At 62.8% G+C, this 14,735-nt stretch carries 17 protein-coding genes and 1 tRNA gene; 11 read left to right on the forward strand and 7 right to left on the reverse strand.

Going from position 1 to position 14,735, the window contains the following annotated elements; all coding sequences use genetic code 11:
- Positions 1-31: 31 nt before the first annotated feature.
- Together PJL15_RS14630 and PJL15_RS14635 are read right to left on the reverse strand one after the other, a co-directional pair.
- A complete protein-coding gene (locus PJL15_RS14630) occupies positions 32-952 on the reverse strand; it encodes an endonuclease domain-containing protein (protein ID WP_281451875.1) in 921 nt (306 codons plus the stop codon).
- Between the two features lie 132 nt (positions 953-1,084).
- Complete coding sequence (locus PJL15_RS14635) at positions 1,085-2,761, reverse strand: AMP-binding protein (protein ID WP_281451876.1); 1,677 nt, start codon at positions 2,759-2,761, stop codon at positions 1,085-1,087.
- An 83-nt stretch (positions 2,762-2,844) separates the two neighbouring features.
- On the opposite strand from PJL15_RS14635, the gene PJL15_RS14640 reads away from it, so the two are divergent.
- Positions 2,845-3,123, forward strand: coding sequence for a putative quinol monooxygenase (locus PJL15_RS14640; RefSeq protein ID WP_281451877.1), 279 nt, complete (start codon positions 2,845-2,847; stop codon positions 3,121-3,123).
- Positions 3,124-3,220: 97 nt separating this feature from the next.
- On the opposite strand, the gene trxA is transcribed toward PJL15_RS14640, so the two are convergent.
- Complete coding sequence (gene trxA / locus PJL15_RS14645; protein ID WP_281451878.1) at positions 3,221-3,598, reverse strand: thioredoxin; 378 nt, start codon at positions 3,596-3,598, stop codon at positions 3,221-3,223.
- Between the two features lie 141 nt (positions 3,599-3,739).
- Between trxA and PJL15_RS14650 the strand changes: the two genes are divergently transcribed.
- Genes PJL15_RS14650 through PJL15_RS14660 form a run of 3 tightly spaced genes read left to right on the forward strand, consistent with a single transcriptional unit; the run spans position 3,740 to position 6,199 of the window.
- Positions 3,740-4,417 (forward strand): TetR/AcrR family transcriptional regulator, encoded by a 678-nt coding sequence (locus tag PJL15_RS14650; protein WP_281451879.1) that lies wholly within the window; start codon positions 3,740-3,742, stop codon positions 4,415-4,417.
- Positions 4,414-5,406 (forward strand): ABC transporter ATP-binding protein, encoded by a 993-nt coding sequence (locus PJL15_RS14655; RefSeq protein ID WP_281451880.1) that lies wholly within the window; start codon positions 4,414-4,416, stop codon positions 5,404-5,406. Before PJL15_RS14650 ends, PJL15_RS14655 begins: the two co-directional genes overlap by 4 nt.
- Positions 5,399-6,199, forward strand: coding sequence for an ABC transporter permease subunit (locus tag PJL15_RS14660; RefSeq protein ID WP_281451881.1), 801 nt, complete (start codon positions 5,399-5,401; stop codon positions 6,197-6,199). The genes PJL15_RS14655 and PJL15_RS14660 overlap by 8 nt, the downstream gene beginning before the upstream one ends.
- Here PJL15_RS14660 and PJL15_RS14665 read toward each other — a convergent pair.
- Positions 6,196-6,741, reverse strand: coding sequence for an acyl-CoA thioesterase (locus PJL15_RS14665; RefSeq protein WP_281451882.1), 546 nt, complete (start codon positions 6,739-6,741; stop codon positions 6,196-6,198). The genes PJL15_RS14660 and PJL15_RS14665 overlap by 4 nt on opposite strands.
- A gap of 184 nt (positions 6,742-6,925) precedes the next feature.
- Between PJL15_RS14665 and PJL15_RS14670 the strand changes: the two genes are divergently transcribed.
- On the forward strand, positions 6,926-7,144 hold the full coding sequence (locus PJL15_RS14670) for a hypothetical protein (RefSeq protein ID WP_281451883.1): 219 nt from the start codon (positions 6,926-6,928) through the stop codon (positions 7,142-7,144).
- Positions 7,145-7,192: 48 nt separating this feature from the next.
- Positions 7,193-7,960, forward strand: coding sequence for a potassium channel family protein (locus PJL15_RS14675; RefSeq protein ID WP_281451884.1), 768 nt, complete (start codon positions 7,193-7,195; stop codon positions 7,958-7,960).
- A 70-nt stretch (positions 7,961-8,030) separates the two neighbouring features.
- Here PJL15_RS14675 and PJL15_RS14680 read toward each other — a convergent pair.
- A tRNA-Tyr gene (locus tag PJL15_RS14680) sits at positions 8,031-8,112 on the reverse strand.
- 129 nt (positions 8,113-8,241) lie between these two features.
- Positions 8,242-8,508 carry a hypothetical protein gene (locus tag PJL15_RS14685; protein WP_054808617.1) on the reverse strand — a complete coding sequence of 89 codons (267 nt, stop codon included), beginning with the start codon at positions 8,506-8,508 and terminating at the stop codon, positions 8,242-8,244.
- Between the two features lie 183 nt (positions 8,509-8,691).
- On the opposite strand from PJL15_RS14685, the gene PJL15_RS14690 reads away from it, so the two are divergent.
- The 5 genes from PJL15_RS14690 (at position 8,692) to efeB (ending at position 13,766) form a co-directional block, all read left to right on the forward strand.
- A complete protein-coding gene (locus tag PJL15_RS14690; protein ID WP_017200185.1) occupies positions 8,692-9,183 on the forward strand; it encodes a YajQ family cyclic di-GMP-binding protein in 492 nt (163 codons plus the stop codon).
- A 473-nt stretch (positions 9,184-9,656) separates the two neighbouring features.
- Entirely contained in the window at positions 9,657-10,001 is a 345-nt protein-coding gene (locus PJL15_RS14695) for a type II toxin-antitoxin system HicB family antitoxin (protein ID WP_348651492.1), read from the forward strand.
- Positions 10,002-10,271: 270 nt separating this feature from the next.
- Positions 10,272-11,126: an iron uptake transporter permease EfeU gene (gene efeU / locus PJL15_RS14700; protein ID WP_281451885.1), complete on the forward strand. Its 855-nt coding sequence runs from the start codon at positions 10,272-10,274 to the stop codon at positions 11,124-11,126.
- Between the two features lie 61 nt (positions 11,127-11,187).
- Complete coding sequence (efeO, locus tag PJL15_RS14705; RefSeq protein WP_281451886.1) at positions 11,188-12,360, forward strand: iron uptake system protein EfeO; 1,173 nt, start codon at positions 11,188-11,190, stop codon at positions 12,358-12,360.
- Positions 12,357-13,766, forward strand: a complete 1,410-nt coding sequence (gene efeB / locus PJL15_RS14710; protein ID WP_281451887.1) for an iron uptake transporter deferrochelatase/peroxidase subunit — start codon at positions 12,357-12,359, stop codon at positions 13,764-13,766. Before efeO ends, efeB begins: the two co-directional genes overlap by 4 nt.
- A gap of 54 nt (positions 13,767-13,820) precedes the next feature.
- Here efeB and htpX read toward each other — a convergent pair whose 3' ends face one another.
- Positions 13,821-14,690 carry a zinc metalloprotease HtpX gene (htpX, locus tag PJL15_RS14715; RefSeq protein WP_281451888.1) on the reverse strand — a complete coding sequence of 290 codons (870 nt, stop codon included), beginning with the start codon at positions 14,688-14,690 and terminating at the stop codon, positions 13,821-13,823.
- Between the last annotated feature and the right edge of the window lie 45 nt (positions 14,691-14,735).

Here is a 14,735-nt window from a genome sequence, read left to right on the forward strand (position 1 = left end):
ATTTATGGGCCATAAGTGACCCGGCGTTGCTTCAGTTGGTGCGGAGTTTGGCTGACCGGATACGAGAGATGACCCCGGCAAACCCCTCCGCCATGTCATCCGCGTTGACCTTGAAATACGACCATCCCGCACTCAGGAATGCTTCGTCGCGTCGGTTGTCACGGGTCTGCTGTTCGCGCGAAAGGTGATGGGCGCCGTCGTACTGGATTGCAATCCGGAACCGCCGATAGCCGAGGTCGGCCGTTGGCGACCACGGATCCTCCGGGTCCAGTCGCAACTGCAGTTCCGGCTCGGGCAGCCCCTCGTCCCGCATGGCCAATCGCAGGAACGTCTCGGGATACGAGTCAGCTCCGATCCGCATCTCGTCCAGCGCCAGCCGTGCTTTCTCTACCCCTTGGAGGTTTGGATGCTGCCGAATGAGCAGCCTCAGCCCGGAGCTATAGGCATAAGGTTCAGTCCTCAGCTCCAGGTCTGGCCGGGGCCGGCGAATGAGTTGATCGCCCATGGCGATGACATACGGGAGGGGCATCGACTTGGCAAGATCCAACCAGGTTCTGGGGCGAACCGACACGGGTATGCCTTGATGATCCATGACTTCGCCTGGGAAAACACGGACGCGATGCCCTGTCACTCCGGCCCTCCGCACCCTGGGCAGTTCGTGCGGCTTGCTCAGATGCAGGGCGTCGTTGTTCCCCATCCACGGCGGAAGCCCCAGGCCCGTCAGGATAGCGGCGGTCTCATGAGAGATCCAGGCCCCGGGGGTTGCGGCCGTGAGGACCCGGGCCCGCTCAATGAGTTCCACGTCGGCTCCGCGTGGCAGGTAGATGAGCCGACCGCCGTCGTCGATGTCCTTGGCCCGCAGCCGTTTCCTCGGCACCCCCAGCTCACGCGACTCGTAAATCGTAAAAGGGCGGGTGCCGAGAACCTCGGGCAAAGGACTGATGCGAACCATGCACTCCAGTCTCTCGGCAGCGAGCCCCTCAAATGGAGTTATCCACAGGACCACTTTCCCAAACTGCAACGCGGGATCACTTATGGCCCATAAATGGAGGAAACATGGGCCATAAGTGACCCCGCGTTGCTTTCAGAGGTGGAGCCGGGACACGGCTTCCTGGCGCATATCGACTTTGCGGACTTTCCCGGAGACGGTCATCGGGAAGCTTTCACGGACGTCGATGTAGCGGGGAATCTTGTAATGCGCCAGTTTGCCCCGGCAGTACTCGGCGAGGTCGTCGGCTGTCAGCGGCCCGGCGCCGGGCTTGAGGATGATGCACGCCATGAGCTCCTCGCCGTACTTGGCATCCGGAACGCCGATCACCTGCACGTCCTGGATGGAAGGGTGCAGGTAGAGGAATTCCTCGATCTCGCGGGGATAGATGTTCTCCCCGCCACGGATCACCATGTCCTTGATGCGTCCTTCGATCACGAGGTAGCCGTCTTCATCCATGCGGGCCAGGTCCCCGGTGTGCATCCATCCGTCAGCGTCGATGGCCTCGGCGGTCTTGTCCGGTTGGCCCCAGTAGCCCTGCATGACGGCATAGCCCCGGGTGCAGAGCTCCCCGATAACGCCACGCTCCACGGTCTCTCCCGACCCCGGCTCCACCACCTTGCTCTCCAGGTGCGGCATGGTCCGGCCCACGGTGGATGTCCGCTGCTCCAGGGTATCCCCGGCGCGCGTCATGGTGGACACCGGCGATGTCTCGGTCATGCCGTAGCAAATGGCCACGTCCACCATGTGCATCTCGCCGATAACCCGCCGCATGACCTCGATGGGACAAAGCGAACCCGCCATCACGCCGGTCCGCAGCGTCGACAGGTCATAGGACGCAAAATCGTCCATGGCGAGCTCTGCGATAAACATGGTGGGCACGCCGTACAGCGACGTTCCGCCAAAATCCTGCACGGCTTCCAACGCCGCCGAAGCACTGAATCCCCGGCTGGGAATGATGGTGGCAGCCCCGAAGCTGAGCGCGTTCAGGTTTCCGATCACCATGCCGAAACAGTGGTAGAACGGCACCGGGATCACCACCCTGTCATGCTCTGTGTAGTTCAGGAGCCGCCCAATCGAGTTCCCGTTGTTCAGGATGTTGTGGTGCGTCAGCGTTGCGCCCTTCGGGAAACCAGTGGTGCCCGAGGTGTATTGCAGGTTGATGGGATCGTGCGGGTCCAGTTCCGCCATCCGCTCGCGAAGCGCTGAAAGCCCGACGCCGTCAGCCCGGGTCAGGAGCTCGGCGTAGCTCAGTTCGTGGCCGGCTTCCGGAACCCCCGCCGTAAGCCCCGCCGCGGGTTCGCCGGGAAGGAACACCACCTCCCGCAGTTCCGGGCAGGTGCCCGCCGCATCCCGGGCCATGCCGACGTAGTCGCTGTTCTTGTCCGTTGGGGCGGTCACCAGCATCCGCATGCCATTCTGTTTGACTACGAATTCCAGTTCATGGCTGCGGTAGGCAGGATTCACGTTGACCAGCACCGCCCCGATCTTGGCCGTGGCGTACTGGAGAATCGTCCATTCGGCGCAGTTTGGACTCCAGATGCCAATCCGCTCCCCCTTTGCCACGCCCAGGGCGAGCAGCGCGCGGGCGAGGCGGTCGACGTCGTCGTTCAACTTTTGATAACTCCAGCGCCGGGCGTCACCGCCCGGCGAGGCGGCGGCCTCTATGAGGGCGTCGCGCAACGGAAACTGAGCGGCGATGCGCTCAAAGTTGGCGCCAATGGTCTCTTCGAGCAACGGGACGTCAGTGTCTCCGGCGGTGTAGGACAACATGACGGAACGCTACCAAGCCCTGCCCCGCAACAGAACCGTCATCACCTCAAGCAGCACCGTGTCCTGCCGGTAGGGTTGGTTCCATGAGTGCACCCATTGACCTGAAGGCCACGTTCATCCCCAACGAAGGCGAGTTCTTCCGCGTGAAGCTCGCACTGGAAATCGCGATTGATGAGGTGGTCAACGAGCCCGGCTGCATCCGTTACGAACTGACTGAAGCCACCGAAGAGAAACTGGTCCTCACGGAACGCTGGGAGTCCGAGGAACTGCTGGATAAGCACTCCAAGGGCATCGCGGTGCAGGACCTGAACGAGTCGCTCAGTGCGTTGCTTGCCGAGCCCGTGAAGCTGGAACGCCTGTAGCAATCGCCGCGGGACTGCCAGAACGCCTTAAAGCAACGAGGTCGCCGGAATCATCCGGCGACCTCGTTGCGTTTCCGGCGGTTTCGCCGGGAGTGGTCTAGTTTTCCTGTGCCTCGGCACGGGACTTCGCCACGTGTGCGTGGACTTCTTCCATGTCCAGGCCCTTCACGGCCTCAATAACCTGTTCAAGCTGCTGGGCGTTCAGCGCGCCGGGCTGCGAGAAGACAAGGACCTTCTCACGGAATGCCATCAGCGTGGGGATGGAGGTGATCCCGGCCTCTGCGGCGAGCTGCTGCTCGGCCTCGGTGTCCACCTTGGCGAAGACCACGTCGGCGTGTTTATCCGATGCCGCTCCGTACGTGGGCGCGAACTGCCGGCAGGGACCGCACCATGCAGCCCAGAAATCCACAAGGACAATGTCGTTATCCTCGATGGTCGATGCGAACTGTTCACCAGTGATGTCAACTGTAGCCATGGTTCCACCGTACGCGTCCGGGCCTGTGATGTCGCGCGGAGGTGGTGGCTGTTCGCTTCCCGCGTCACCGGGAATAAATAGCCGGCCCAGACGCCCAGCTGGCTCTTGATTCCGGTTGAACAAGTGTTTAACCTATGAAACATGCGTTCAAACGCAGACGATTTGACCACCCGGGCACGCATCCGCGACGCCGCCATCGGACTCTTCGGCCGCGATGGATTCTCCCGCGCCACCGTCCGGGCCGTCGCTTCGGACGCCGGCGTCAGTCCCGGCCTGGTCATCCATCATTTCGGCAGCAAGGCAGGACTCCGCGAAGCTTGCGACCAGCACGTCCTCAAGCAAACCGCCACCCAAGGCCGTGAAAAAGCGGATCCTGGTTCCACGGGCAGGCTCATTCAGGACTACTTGAACAACCCGGAGCAATACACCGAGGAAATCGCGTACATCCGACGCAGCCTCGGTGACGAATCGGACGCAGGCGACGCCTTCTTCGATGCGGTCGTGACCCAGTGCCAGGACATCATCCAAACCGGCATCGAGGCCGGAACCATCAGAAAATTTGACAACATCCGCCCCGTTGCCGTGGTCATTGCTGCCAACAGCCTGGCTTTCCTCACGCTGGGCAGGCATCTCTCGCGGACCTTGGGCATACCGTCCCCGGAACCCAACGGCATCGGCCCCGACATGCTGCGCCAGCTCACCTTGCCTCTGCTTGAGATTTATACGCATGGCTTCTATTCGGACGCGCGGTTCCTCACCGCGGCCCGCGAAGCCCTGGAAGGAAACAACACCAACAATGGAAGGGAGCATGCCCCGTGACCCAGGCAATCGTCGTCGAGGGGTTACGCAAGAAGTTCGGCCAACGCGAGGTTCTGCATGGACTGGATTTCGCAGTGGAACCCGGAACTGTGTTCGGGGTGATCGGACCGAATGGGGCGGGCAAAACCACCACCATGCGCTGTCTCCTGGACATCATCAGGCCCAGTGCGGGCTCCATCTCAGTGCTGGGAGAAGATCCTCGGCGAGCGGGAACCGAGCTCCGGCGCCGGATCGGCTACCTCCCCGGAGAGCTGCACCTGGAGAACCGCACCACGGGTCGCCGCGTACTGGAGCATTTTGCGGCCATCAGCGGCCCAGTGGACCAACGTCATGTCAACGACCTGGCCGACCGGCTTGAGCTGGACCTGGACCGGCAAACCCGCAAGCTCTCCAAGGGAAACAAACAGAAACTCGGGCTCCTGCAGGCTTTCATGCACAAACCTGAGCTTCTTATCCTTGACGAGCCCACCAGCGGGCTTGACCCCTTGGTCCAGCAGGTCTTCCATGCCATGGTCCGCGAGGCCGTGGATGGCGGTGCCACGGTGTTCCTCAGCTCGCACGTCCTGAGCGAGGTCCAGCAAGCCGCCGACGCCGTCGCCATCCTGCGCGATGGGGACATCGTTACAGTTTCCACCGTGGAGGCGCTCCGGACGGCTGCCGTCAGGCAGCTTCGGTTCAACAGCACCGGAACTGAAGCGCACGACGTCGGCGCGTTGCTGGCGCGGGTGCCGGGCGTCGCCAATGTGGCGGTGCGGGAGTTACCGGCGGATGGCCACGCCGCTGGAACTGTGGAAGCGACAGCCACGTTGTCCGGGCACATCCAGCCTTTGATCCAGGAATTGGCCCGGCTGAACCTGACTGACCTGGTCCTGGAAGAGCCCGATCTCGAGGAGGCTGTCCTGAAGCTCTATTCGGGAGGAGACGCTCCTTCCAACGCCCCGCATTCCCTTGGGGCAAGCAAACAACCGGAAGGAGCCCACCGTGCCTAGGCCGCTCCCACTGTTCACCAAAGCGCTGACGGATTCATGGCGTTCCACCCTGGCGTGGGCGTTGGGACTCACGGCAGCCATCATGCTGTATCTGCCGCTGTATCCGTCCATCGGAGGCAGTTCCCAGATGCAGCAAATGATTGACGCCTTGCCGCCAGGCATGACCAAGGCGCTGAACTACGACCAAATCGCCACTGGGCCGGGCTACACCCAGGCCACCTTGTTTGGGCTCATAGGCTTCCTGCTGATGTCCATGGCCGCGGTGGGCTGGGGCGCGGCTGCTGTTGGCGGCGACGAAGAGTCCGGGCTTTTGGAACTGACCCTGGCGCACAGCGTGACGCGCGTGCAGGTAGTTTTGGAGCGCGCCCTGGCCATACTGGTGCGCACCGCGATCCTCGCCGCCCTCGTCTTCGTGTTGGTGCTGGTACTGAACGGGCCAGCGCAACTTGGCATCGACGTCGGGCATCTTTTCGGCGCGGTGCTGCTGTTTGCCGCCCTGGCCCTGCTGAGCGGTACGGCTGCGTTGTTTGCCGGCGCCCTTACGGGACGGAAGGTGTACGGAGTCGCGGTCGGTGCTGCCGTCGCTGTCCTTGGCTACGTCTTCAACGCCGTGGGCCGGCAAAGTACCAATGTGGAGTGGCTGCTGAACCTTTCGCCTTATCACTGGGCCTACGGCAACTCACCGGTGGCAAATGGGGCTGACTGGGGCGCCGTGACGGGTCTGCTGTGTATCTCCGCAGCACTCATTGCGCTCGGTGCCCTGGCTTTGCAACGCCGGGATGTAGGCGTCTAGCTCCAGATGTGCGGCGCGGGGCGGCGTGCTCCGGGGAGCGCGTTGTTCCCGCGCCACTCGTGGATCCACTCGGGCAGTTCAAGGTCTGCAGGTGGGGCGCCGAACTCAGCGATGATCTCTTCCTGGGTGACCGGCTTTCCTTTTGCGACCAGGCGTGTGGCGATGTGGGCGCGGGCGTAGATCTCGCCGTTTACCACCATGCGCTGCTCAAAGTAGATGGCTTTGGTATCCACTCCGATGATCTTGGTTTCAATCGAGTAGCGCTGCCACAGTTGCAACGACTTTCGGAAGGCAATGGTCTCCCCGGCAGCCACCGGACTCCAACCCCTCTTGCGCATCTTGTTCCAGATGCCGCTGCGCACCATGAGGTCGAATCGGCCCAGGTCCATCAGGGAAAAGTACATGCCGTTGTTGACGTGCATGGCGATGTCGATGTCTGTTGGAAGAACCCGCAGCGGCAGCGACGATTCTTCCCACACGCCAAGGGGTGAGCGCTTGGCGGAGGTGAACAGCAACATGAGGGTGCGAAGAAGCAGATGCATGCCAGCAATGTTACCCACGAGTAACTTCAAGCGAAAGGTGCAGACCGCATAGTGGGACGCCGCCGGTGCCCAGCCGGGGGTGGCCTGTTTATGTCCAACGATTGCACTTACGTTTACCGCAGGTTCACCAAAGACGTGCACAATATCTGGAACTCGTATTGGAAGAACACATCAGGGGGACCCTTTGAGTACGCTGCAGACCACCAGGCCCCACGGCGACGTCTGGCCCGAACTCCCGCGCCACCAGATCGTGGTGCTCCAGGACGCCCGCGGGAACCGCATCGAGGGGACCCTGGACGGCATGACCGATGACCGCAGCACCCTGTGGATCCAGCTCAAGGGCGGCTTGGGGCGTCAACTGGTGCACCACCTGGACGGCTACTGGCTCGAAACCGGCGCCTGACAGCACCGGCGCCCTTCCGCAGGCCACGCCTGTGGCTAGGATTCCCGTATGACTCAAGCGCGATACCGGGACCTCGTCGAATGGCCGCTGATGGCCACGGCACTGATTTTCCTTGCCGCCTACGCCTGGCAAGTCATTGGTCGCGTGGACGGTGCCGCGGCTGCTCCTTTTGAAGTGATTCTCTGGATCACTTGGGGAGTATTCGCGCTGGACTATTTCATCAACCTCTGGCTTGCCGAAGACCGGATGCGCTGGTTCCTGTGGAACCTGCACGAACTCCTGATCGTGGTGCTCCCCTTCTTCCGGCCTTTGCGGTTGCTGCGCCTGGTCACGTTGCTCTCCGTCCTGCAGCGCACCGTGGGCGAAACCCTCCGGGGACGCGTTGCAACCTACGTGGCCGGAGCAGCAGCCATGCTCATCCTTATTGGCGCATTGGCCGTATTGGATGTTGAACAGGGCGCCCCCGACGCCAAGATCATGACCTTCGGGGATGCAGCCTGGTGGGCCGTCACCACCATCACCACGGTTGGTTACGGCGACTTGTACCCCGTGACACCCATCGGCAGGGTGGTGGCAGCAGCCCTCATGATGAGCGGCATTGCGGTTCTCGGTATTGTGACGGCCTCCATCGCCTCCTGGCTCGTGCAACGGATCGAGGAGAATGCCGAAGACGTGGCAGCCGCTGCCGGCGAAAAGGCAGCGGCCGCGGAGGAACCCGTCCGGGCCGAAATGGCAGATCTGGTCAAGGAAATTGCTGCGTTGCGGCTTGAGATCGCCGAGCTCCGGAGAGCCACGGAAGACAGCGAACACCGCTGAGCGGCCACACCGCGCCGCCCAGCGCACAAAAAAATCCCCGGAACCATTGGTTCCGGGGATTTTTCCTGGGTGGCAGATGAGGGATTCGAACCCCCGTAGGCGTTGCCAGCTGATTTACAGTCAGCCCCCTTTGGCCGCTCGGGTAATCTGCCGAACTTCAAAAGAAGATCACTTCCGGAAGACCATTTTCTTTCGATCCGGTAACCGAAGGCAGAGACAACCTTACAGAACTTTCCACCAAGAATCTAATCGGCGGCAAACGCCCGGGGTTTCGCGGTATTTCAGGCTTCTCCGAGGATCCGGCCGGCCAATTTGGCCTCAAACTTTTCCGCCTGCTCGGCGGTGATCTGGTTGAGCTGCACGGCCCGCAGGAGATCCGCGTGGACCCCGTCCATGCGTGCGGTGGCGTCGGGAACCGGGCTCAGCACGATCGAGGCCGCCACCGCTGCCGCCGCCACTGCGCTTGCGGCCGCTACCGCAGCCGTGCCAATCGAACCGGCTGCTGCCGAGGCGGACTTGCTGATGGACTGGACGGCCTTGCTGCTCATGCTGATCCTCCGACGATACGTTCTTTCAACTGGTACAACTCTCGGCGCCCTACCTCGGTTCCCGCCCTGCGTGTGCTGTGAGCGAACTGTGAAAGCCCTCCACCATCCCAAGTGGCGGCTTCCGTACTAGGCTGGATGCCAGACCCAACCCGCCCTCACAGGGCCCCCAACCTAAGGAGAGTCATGGCAGGCGAATCCACATTCGACGTCGTCAGCAAGGTAGACAAGCAAGAGGTCGCCAACGCGCTGAACCAGTCCCAGAAGGAAATCGCGCAGCGATACGACTTCAAGGGCGTGGGCGCGGAGATCGACTTCAGCGGCGAGAAGATCCTGATGAAGGCCAACTCCGAGGACCGCGTCCTGGCGGTCCTGGACGTCTTCCAGTCGAAGCTCATCAAGCGCGGCATCTCCCTGAAGTCCCTGGACCAGGGTGAGCCGTTCCCGTCCGGCAAGGAATTCCGCCTGGAGTGCACCATCAAGGAGGGCATCGCCCAGGACATCGCCAAGAAGATCAACAAGATCATCCGCGATGAAGCCCCCAAGTCAGTCAAGTCGCAGATCCAGGGCGACGAGCTCCGCGTGACGTCCAAGTCCCGTGACGACCTTCAGGAAACCATGAACATCCTAAAGAAGTTCGAAGAGGCCGACCTCCAGTTCGTGAACTTCCGCAGCTAACGGCGCTCTGGCCGCGTGATTGCTGGGCGCCCGCCCCCGAAGTCCGCGCAGAGTCCGCAAAATCTCCGAGGACCGCAATGATCAGCATTGATCCTGCGGTCCTCGTTTTACGTCACCACCGGGCGCCGGCAAACAGATCACGACACGGAGCCCCTGCGATACCAAATTGTGGCTTGGGCGGCTTGTCCAAATGGTCCCAATAGTGTGACCATTGTTTATGGTCTGAGTTGAGGACATAGAAGCCGCAGCCCGCAATTCTCCGAAGAACATAAACTTCGCGGACCTGGCAAAGCTCGCGACGAACTATTTCGGGGAACCCCGCAACTCAGGCAGCAGCCATTACGTCTTCAAGACGCCCTGTCAAGGCGACCCCCGGGTGAACATCCAAGACGATCACGGCAAAGCGAAGCCGTACCAAGTGCGGCAGCTATTAGCGGCAATCGACAGGCTCAGAGAGGTAGAGGAGGCGGGCAATGATGGCGACAACTGAAGTACCGAAGGTGGCGCACTACCGCTACACCGTGACCTGGTCCCCTGAGGACGAGGAGTACGTAGCGCAGGTTACCGAGTTCCCGTCGCTCTCCTGGCTGGCTGCCGACAAGGACAAGGCACTGCACGGGCTGGAGAAGTTGGTCAACGAAGTAGTAGAAGACATGATCAACGAGGGTGAGCAAGTACCCGTTCCGTTGGTTGAACGGGAGTTCAGTGGAAATCTCCGAGTTCGCGTTTCTCCCGCAAAGCATCGCCAGTTGGTCATTCTCGCCCAGGAGCAGGGGGTTTCACTGAACCGATACCTCGTGGAACGCCTCGCCGGGTAAGAGGCGCCTCCACATTTTTACCGCCCAGAAAGCCGGCCGGGATTCCTTGGTGCCCTTCGGGTCCGGCGCTCCCGCGCCCCGGCGGCACAAAAGCCGGGATGCGTGCCTCTGGAGGGCTTCGCATCCCGGCTTTTTGCTGCCCGTAACTACAGCGACTGTCGTAATGGACCGCCAAATTAGAGCACGATTAGTTTGCGTAATAGCCAAGGCACAGTATTCTTCTTCCTTAGGCGAGCCTAAGTACGGCTCCCCTTAGCGAAAGAACTCTCCATGACCGCCAACTTCCTGATCGGCCTGCGCGAAGGCCTTGAGGCCTCCCTCATCGTGGTCCTGCTGATGGCCTACCTCATCAAGACCGGGCGCCGGAACCTCATTCCCCGCCTTTGGATCGGGGTAGGCATTGCCATAGCCATCTCCTTCGGCTTCGGCGCACTGCTGACCTTCGGCCCCCGCGGCCTCACTTTCGAGGCACAGGAAGCAATCGGCGGTGGACTCTCCATCGTTGCGGTGGCACTGGTGACGTGGATGGTCTTCTGGATGGCCCGCACCGCCCGCAGCCTCGGCGGCGAACTCCGCTCCCAGGTGGACAAAGCGGCCGACGGCGCCGCATGGGGCCTCGTGCTGGTGGCGGCACTCGCCGTGGGCCGGGAAGGGCTCGAAACCGCGCTCTTCATCTGGGCTGCGGCCCAAGCGACCGGAGAAACCACCCTTCCACTGCTCGGCGCCTTGCTCGGCCTGGTAGCAGCTGCCGGACTGGGATATTTGCTGCACCGGGGAGTCCTGAAGGTCAACCTGGGCCGCTTCTTCACATGGACCGGAGTGGGCCTGATCGTCATTGCCGGCGGAGTGCTGGCCTACGGCGTCCACGACCTCCAGGAAGCCGGCATCCTCCCGGGTCTTCACAACCTTGCCTTCGACGTCTCAGCCGCCATCCCGCCGTCGTCCTGGTACGGCACCGTCCTGAAGGGCACCCTCAACTTCTCCCCCGCCACCACGTGGCTGGAAGCGGCAGCCTGGCTGCTGTACGTGGTCCCCGTGCTGTACCTGTACATCCGCGCCAACCGTTCCGCCCGACCCAAGGCCACCAGCACCATTTCAGCTCCTGCTGTGGTGGCACAGCCCTAAGGCCTTCTCCGCCGGATCCCCGGCCCCCCAACGCGCTTCTTCCCAGACAAAGGATTCACCCATGCCCGTTTCACCGAAGCTTCGAACAACCCTTGCCGTGATTGGCGCGGCCACGGCTGTCCCGCTGGTCCTTTCCGGTTGCACCGACAACACCAAGACCACCGCCGCCGCTGACGGTCCGATCCAGGTCAGCAGCACGGCAAACGAGTGCAAGGTATCCGCGGCCACGGCGCCGAGCGGCAACCTCACCTTTGCCGTGAAGAACGAGGGCACTGAAGTCACCGAGTTCTACCTGCTGGCAGAGGACGGCCTGCGGATCCTGGGCGAAGTGGAGAACATCGGGCCCGGCATCACCCGCAACTTGGTGGTCACGGCACCGGCCGGCAAGTACAACACCGCGTGCAAGCCCGGAATGCAGGGCGACGGCATCCGTGCTTCCTTCGAGGTCACCGAATCGGGCAACAAGCCCAGCGTCGACGCCGATTTCCAGAAGCTCCTGGACACGGGCACCCAGCAGTACGCCGCCTACGTCAAGGACCAGACCGAGCAGCTCGTCACCGGAACCAAGGCCTTCGCTGACGCCTTCGCTGCCGGCGATGCCGCCAAGGCACGCGAGCTCTACGCCGCAACCCGCATGCACTGGGAGCGGATCGAACCCGTAGCCGAGTCCTTCGGCGACCTCGACCCCAAGCTCGATGCCCGCGAAGCCGACCTTGAGCCCGGACAGGAATGGACGGGCTGGCACCGCGCCGAGAAGGACCTCTTCCCGCCTGCCGGCTACACGGCCCTGACCGCCGCCGAGCGCACTGCCATCTCCACGCAGTTGGTGGCCGATACCGAGGACCTCGCCACCCGCACCCGCACCGTGGAGCTCACCGCGGACAAGCTGGGCAATGGCGCCAAGGAACTCCTGGATGAAGTGGCCACCGGCAAGGTCACGGGTGAAGAAGAAATCTGGTCGCACACCGACCTCTGGGACTTCCAGGCCAACGTCGACGGCGCCCGCATCGCCTTCGAGAGCCTGAAGCCCGCCCTGGAACAGAAGGACGCCGAGCTCTCCAAGTCCTTGGATGACAAGTTCGCGGCACTGCAGGCGGAGCTGAAGAAGCACGCAAAGGGTGACGGCTTCGCGTACTACAACGAGCTCAGCCCGGAGCAGGTCCAGGCTTTGGCGTCACTGGTCGACTCGCTGGGTGAGCCCCTCTCCAAGCTCACCTCGGCTGTAGTCCTGTGAGCGGCTGCCCCTTCGGGCACACCGGTGAGCCGGACGGCGTCGAGCGTTCCAGTGAGCCGAACGGCGTCGTAAAGTCCCAAGAGGCGTCCGACGGCGGTACGGCGGCTGCCGCTGCTACCGGCACCGGGCGGATGTCGCGCCGCGGCCTGCTCTCCCTGGCTGGCGTGGGTGGCGCCGGAGCCGTTGCCGGCCTGGCTGCCGGTTTCCTGGGCCACGATGTAGTGACGGCAACGGCAGCGTCGGCAGCTGTACCGTCCGCCGGGGATGCGGTGGTTCCGTTCTTTGGCGATCACCAGGCAGGCATCACGACACCTGCCCAGGACCGTCTTCACATGGCGGCCTTCGATGTGACTACCGAGGACCGAAAGGAACTGATCAAGCTCCTTAAGGACTGGACGGCCGCAGCAGAGGCGATGGCTGGCGGGAATCCAACTGGCAAGACCGGCGCCGTCGATGGTCCTTACGACGCCCCGCCGGAGGACACTGGCGAGGCTTTGGACCTGGCAGCGTCAAAGTTGACCCTGACGTTTGGCTTTGGTGCCGGATTGTTCGAAAAAGAAGGCAAGGTCCGGTTCGGCCTGGACGGGCGCCGCCCGGAAGCCTTGATAGATCTTCCCCATTTCCCAGGTGACGACCTTCAGCCCGGGCGCACAGGCGGCGACATCGTTGTCCAAGCCTGCGCGGACGACCCCCAAGTGGCGGTCCACGCCATCCGGAACCTGGCAAGGATCGGATTCGGCAAGGTCCGGGTCCGTTGGTCCCAGCTCGGTTTCGGCCGCACATCATCAACGTCCAGGGCGCAGGTGACGCCCCGCAACCTGTTCGGTTTCAAGGACGGCACCAACAACCTCAAAGTGGAGGACAACGCCCTGCTTGACGAGCACGTCTGGGTTGCTCCGGGTGCTCCTGCAGCGGAACAGTGGATGACCGGCGGAAGCTACTTGGTTGCCCGTCGGATCCAGATGCACATCGAAATCTGGGACCGTACCTCGCTGCGGGAACAGGAGGGGCTGATCGGCCGTACCAAGGGCGTCGGTGCTCCCCTGTCCGGCGGTGACGAGTTCAGCACACCTGACTTTGCCATGGCCGGGCGCAACGGCGACCCATTGATTCCCATGGACTCGCACATGCGGCTGGCCCACCCGGACCAGAACAACGGCGTGCGGATGCTGCGTCGCGGCTACAACTTCACCGATGGCTCGGATGGCTTGGGACACCTGGACGCCGGGCTGTTCTTCATCGCCTTCGTGAAGGATCCGCGGACCCACTATGTCCCCATGCAGCTGGCATTGGCCAAGGGCGACACGTTGTCAGTGGAGTACCTGAAGCACACCGGTTCGGGCCTGTTCGCGGTTCCTCCGGGAGTTCAGGCCGGCGGGTACATAGGCGAGGGACTGTTCGCCTGAGCCGGATTTGGGCTTTGTAAGGCTTCGAGCGCAGGGTCTAAACCAGCGCAGGGACTAAACCAGCGGGCGTCCTGCCATCCGCTCCAGCCGGCTGATGCGTTCCTTCATGGGCGGGTGCGTGGAAAACATCCGCCTCATGCCGCCACCACGGAACGGGTTGGCGATCATGAGGTGGGAGGCGTTAACCAAGCGTTGGTCCTGGGGAAGAGGCAACTGGCCCACCCCGGATTCGATCTTGCGCAACGCCGAGGCCAGAGCCAGCGGGTCGCCGGTGAGCTCGGCGCCGTCCTCGTCCGCGTCGAATTCGCGGGTGCGGGAGATCGCCATCTGAATGAGCGAGGCTGCAAAGGGTGCCAGCAACGCCATGGCGATGGTGGCCAGCGGATTCGCGTTGCGCCGGTCACCGCCGCCGAAGATCAGCAGCATCTGGCCCACGGACGTGATGACGCCTGCCACGGCAGCGGCCACCGAGGACGTCAGGATGTCGCGGTTGTACACATGCATGAGCTCGTGCCCCAGCACGCCCCTGAGTTCCCGCGCGTCCAGGAGATGCAGGATGCCCTCCGTGCAACACACGGCGGCGTTCTTGGGATTGCGGCCGGTGGCGAAGGCGTTGGGCGTCATGGTGGGCGAGAGATAAATCCGCGGCATCGGCTTGTTGGCCCGCACGGACAGCTCCCGGACGATCTGGTAGAGCTGCGGAGCCTGGGCCTCGGTGACCGGGTACGCAGCCATGGACCGGATGGCGATCTTGTCACTGTTCCAGTAGCCATACGCAGTGGTGCCGACGCCAATCAAGGCCATGATCCAGATGGGCGCGGTACTCCGGGTTCCTGCGGCAATAATGGCGCCCAAACCCAACAACACCGCCCACAGCACACCGAACAGTGCCGCGGTTTTGAGTCCATTGTTGTGTTTATGCACGGTGTTCCGGCTCTCCTTCTTACGCTCTTGCAGGGCTTCTGTACG

It is taken from the genome of Paenarthrobacter nitroguajacolicus, assembly GCF_029952445.1.
Lineage (GTDB): Bacteria > Actinomycetota > Actinomycetes > Actinomycetales > Micrococcaceae > Arthrobacter > Arthrobacter nitroguajacolicus_B.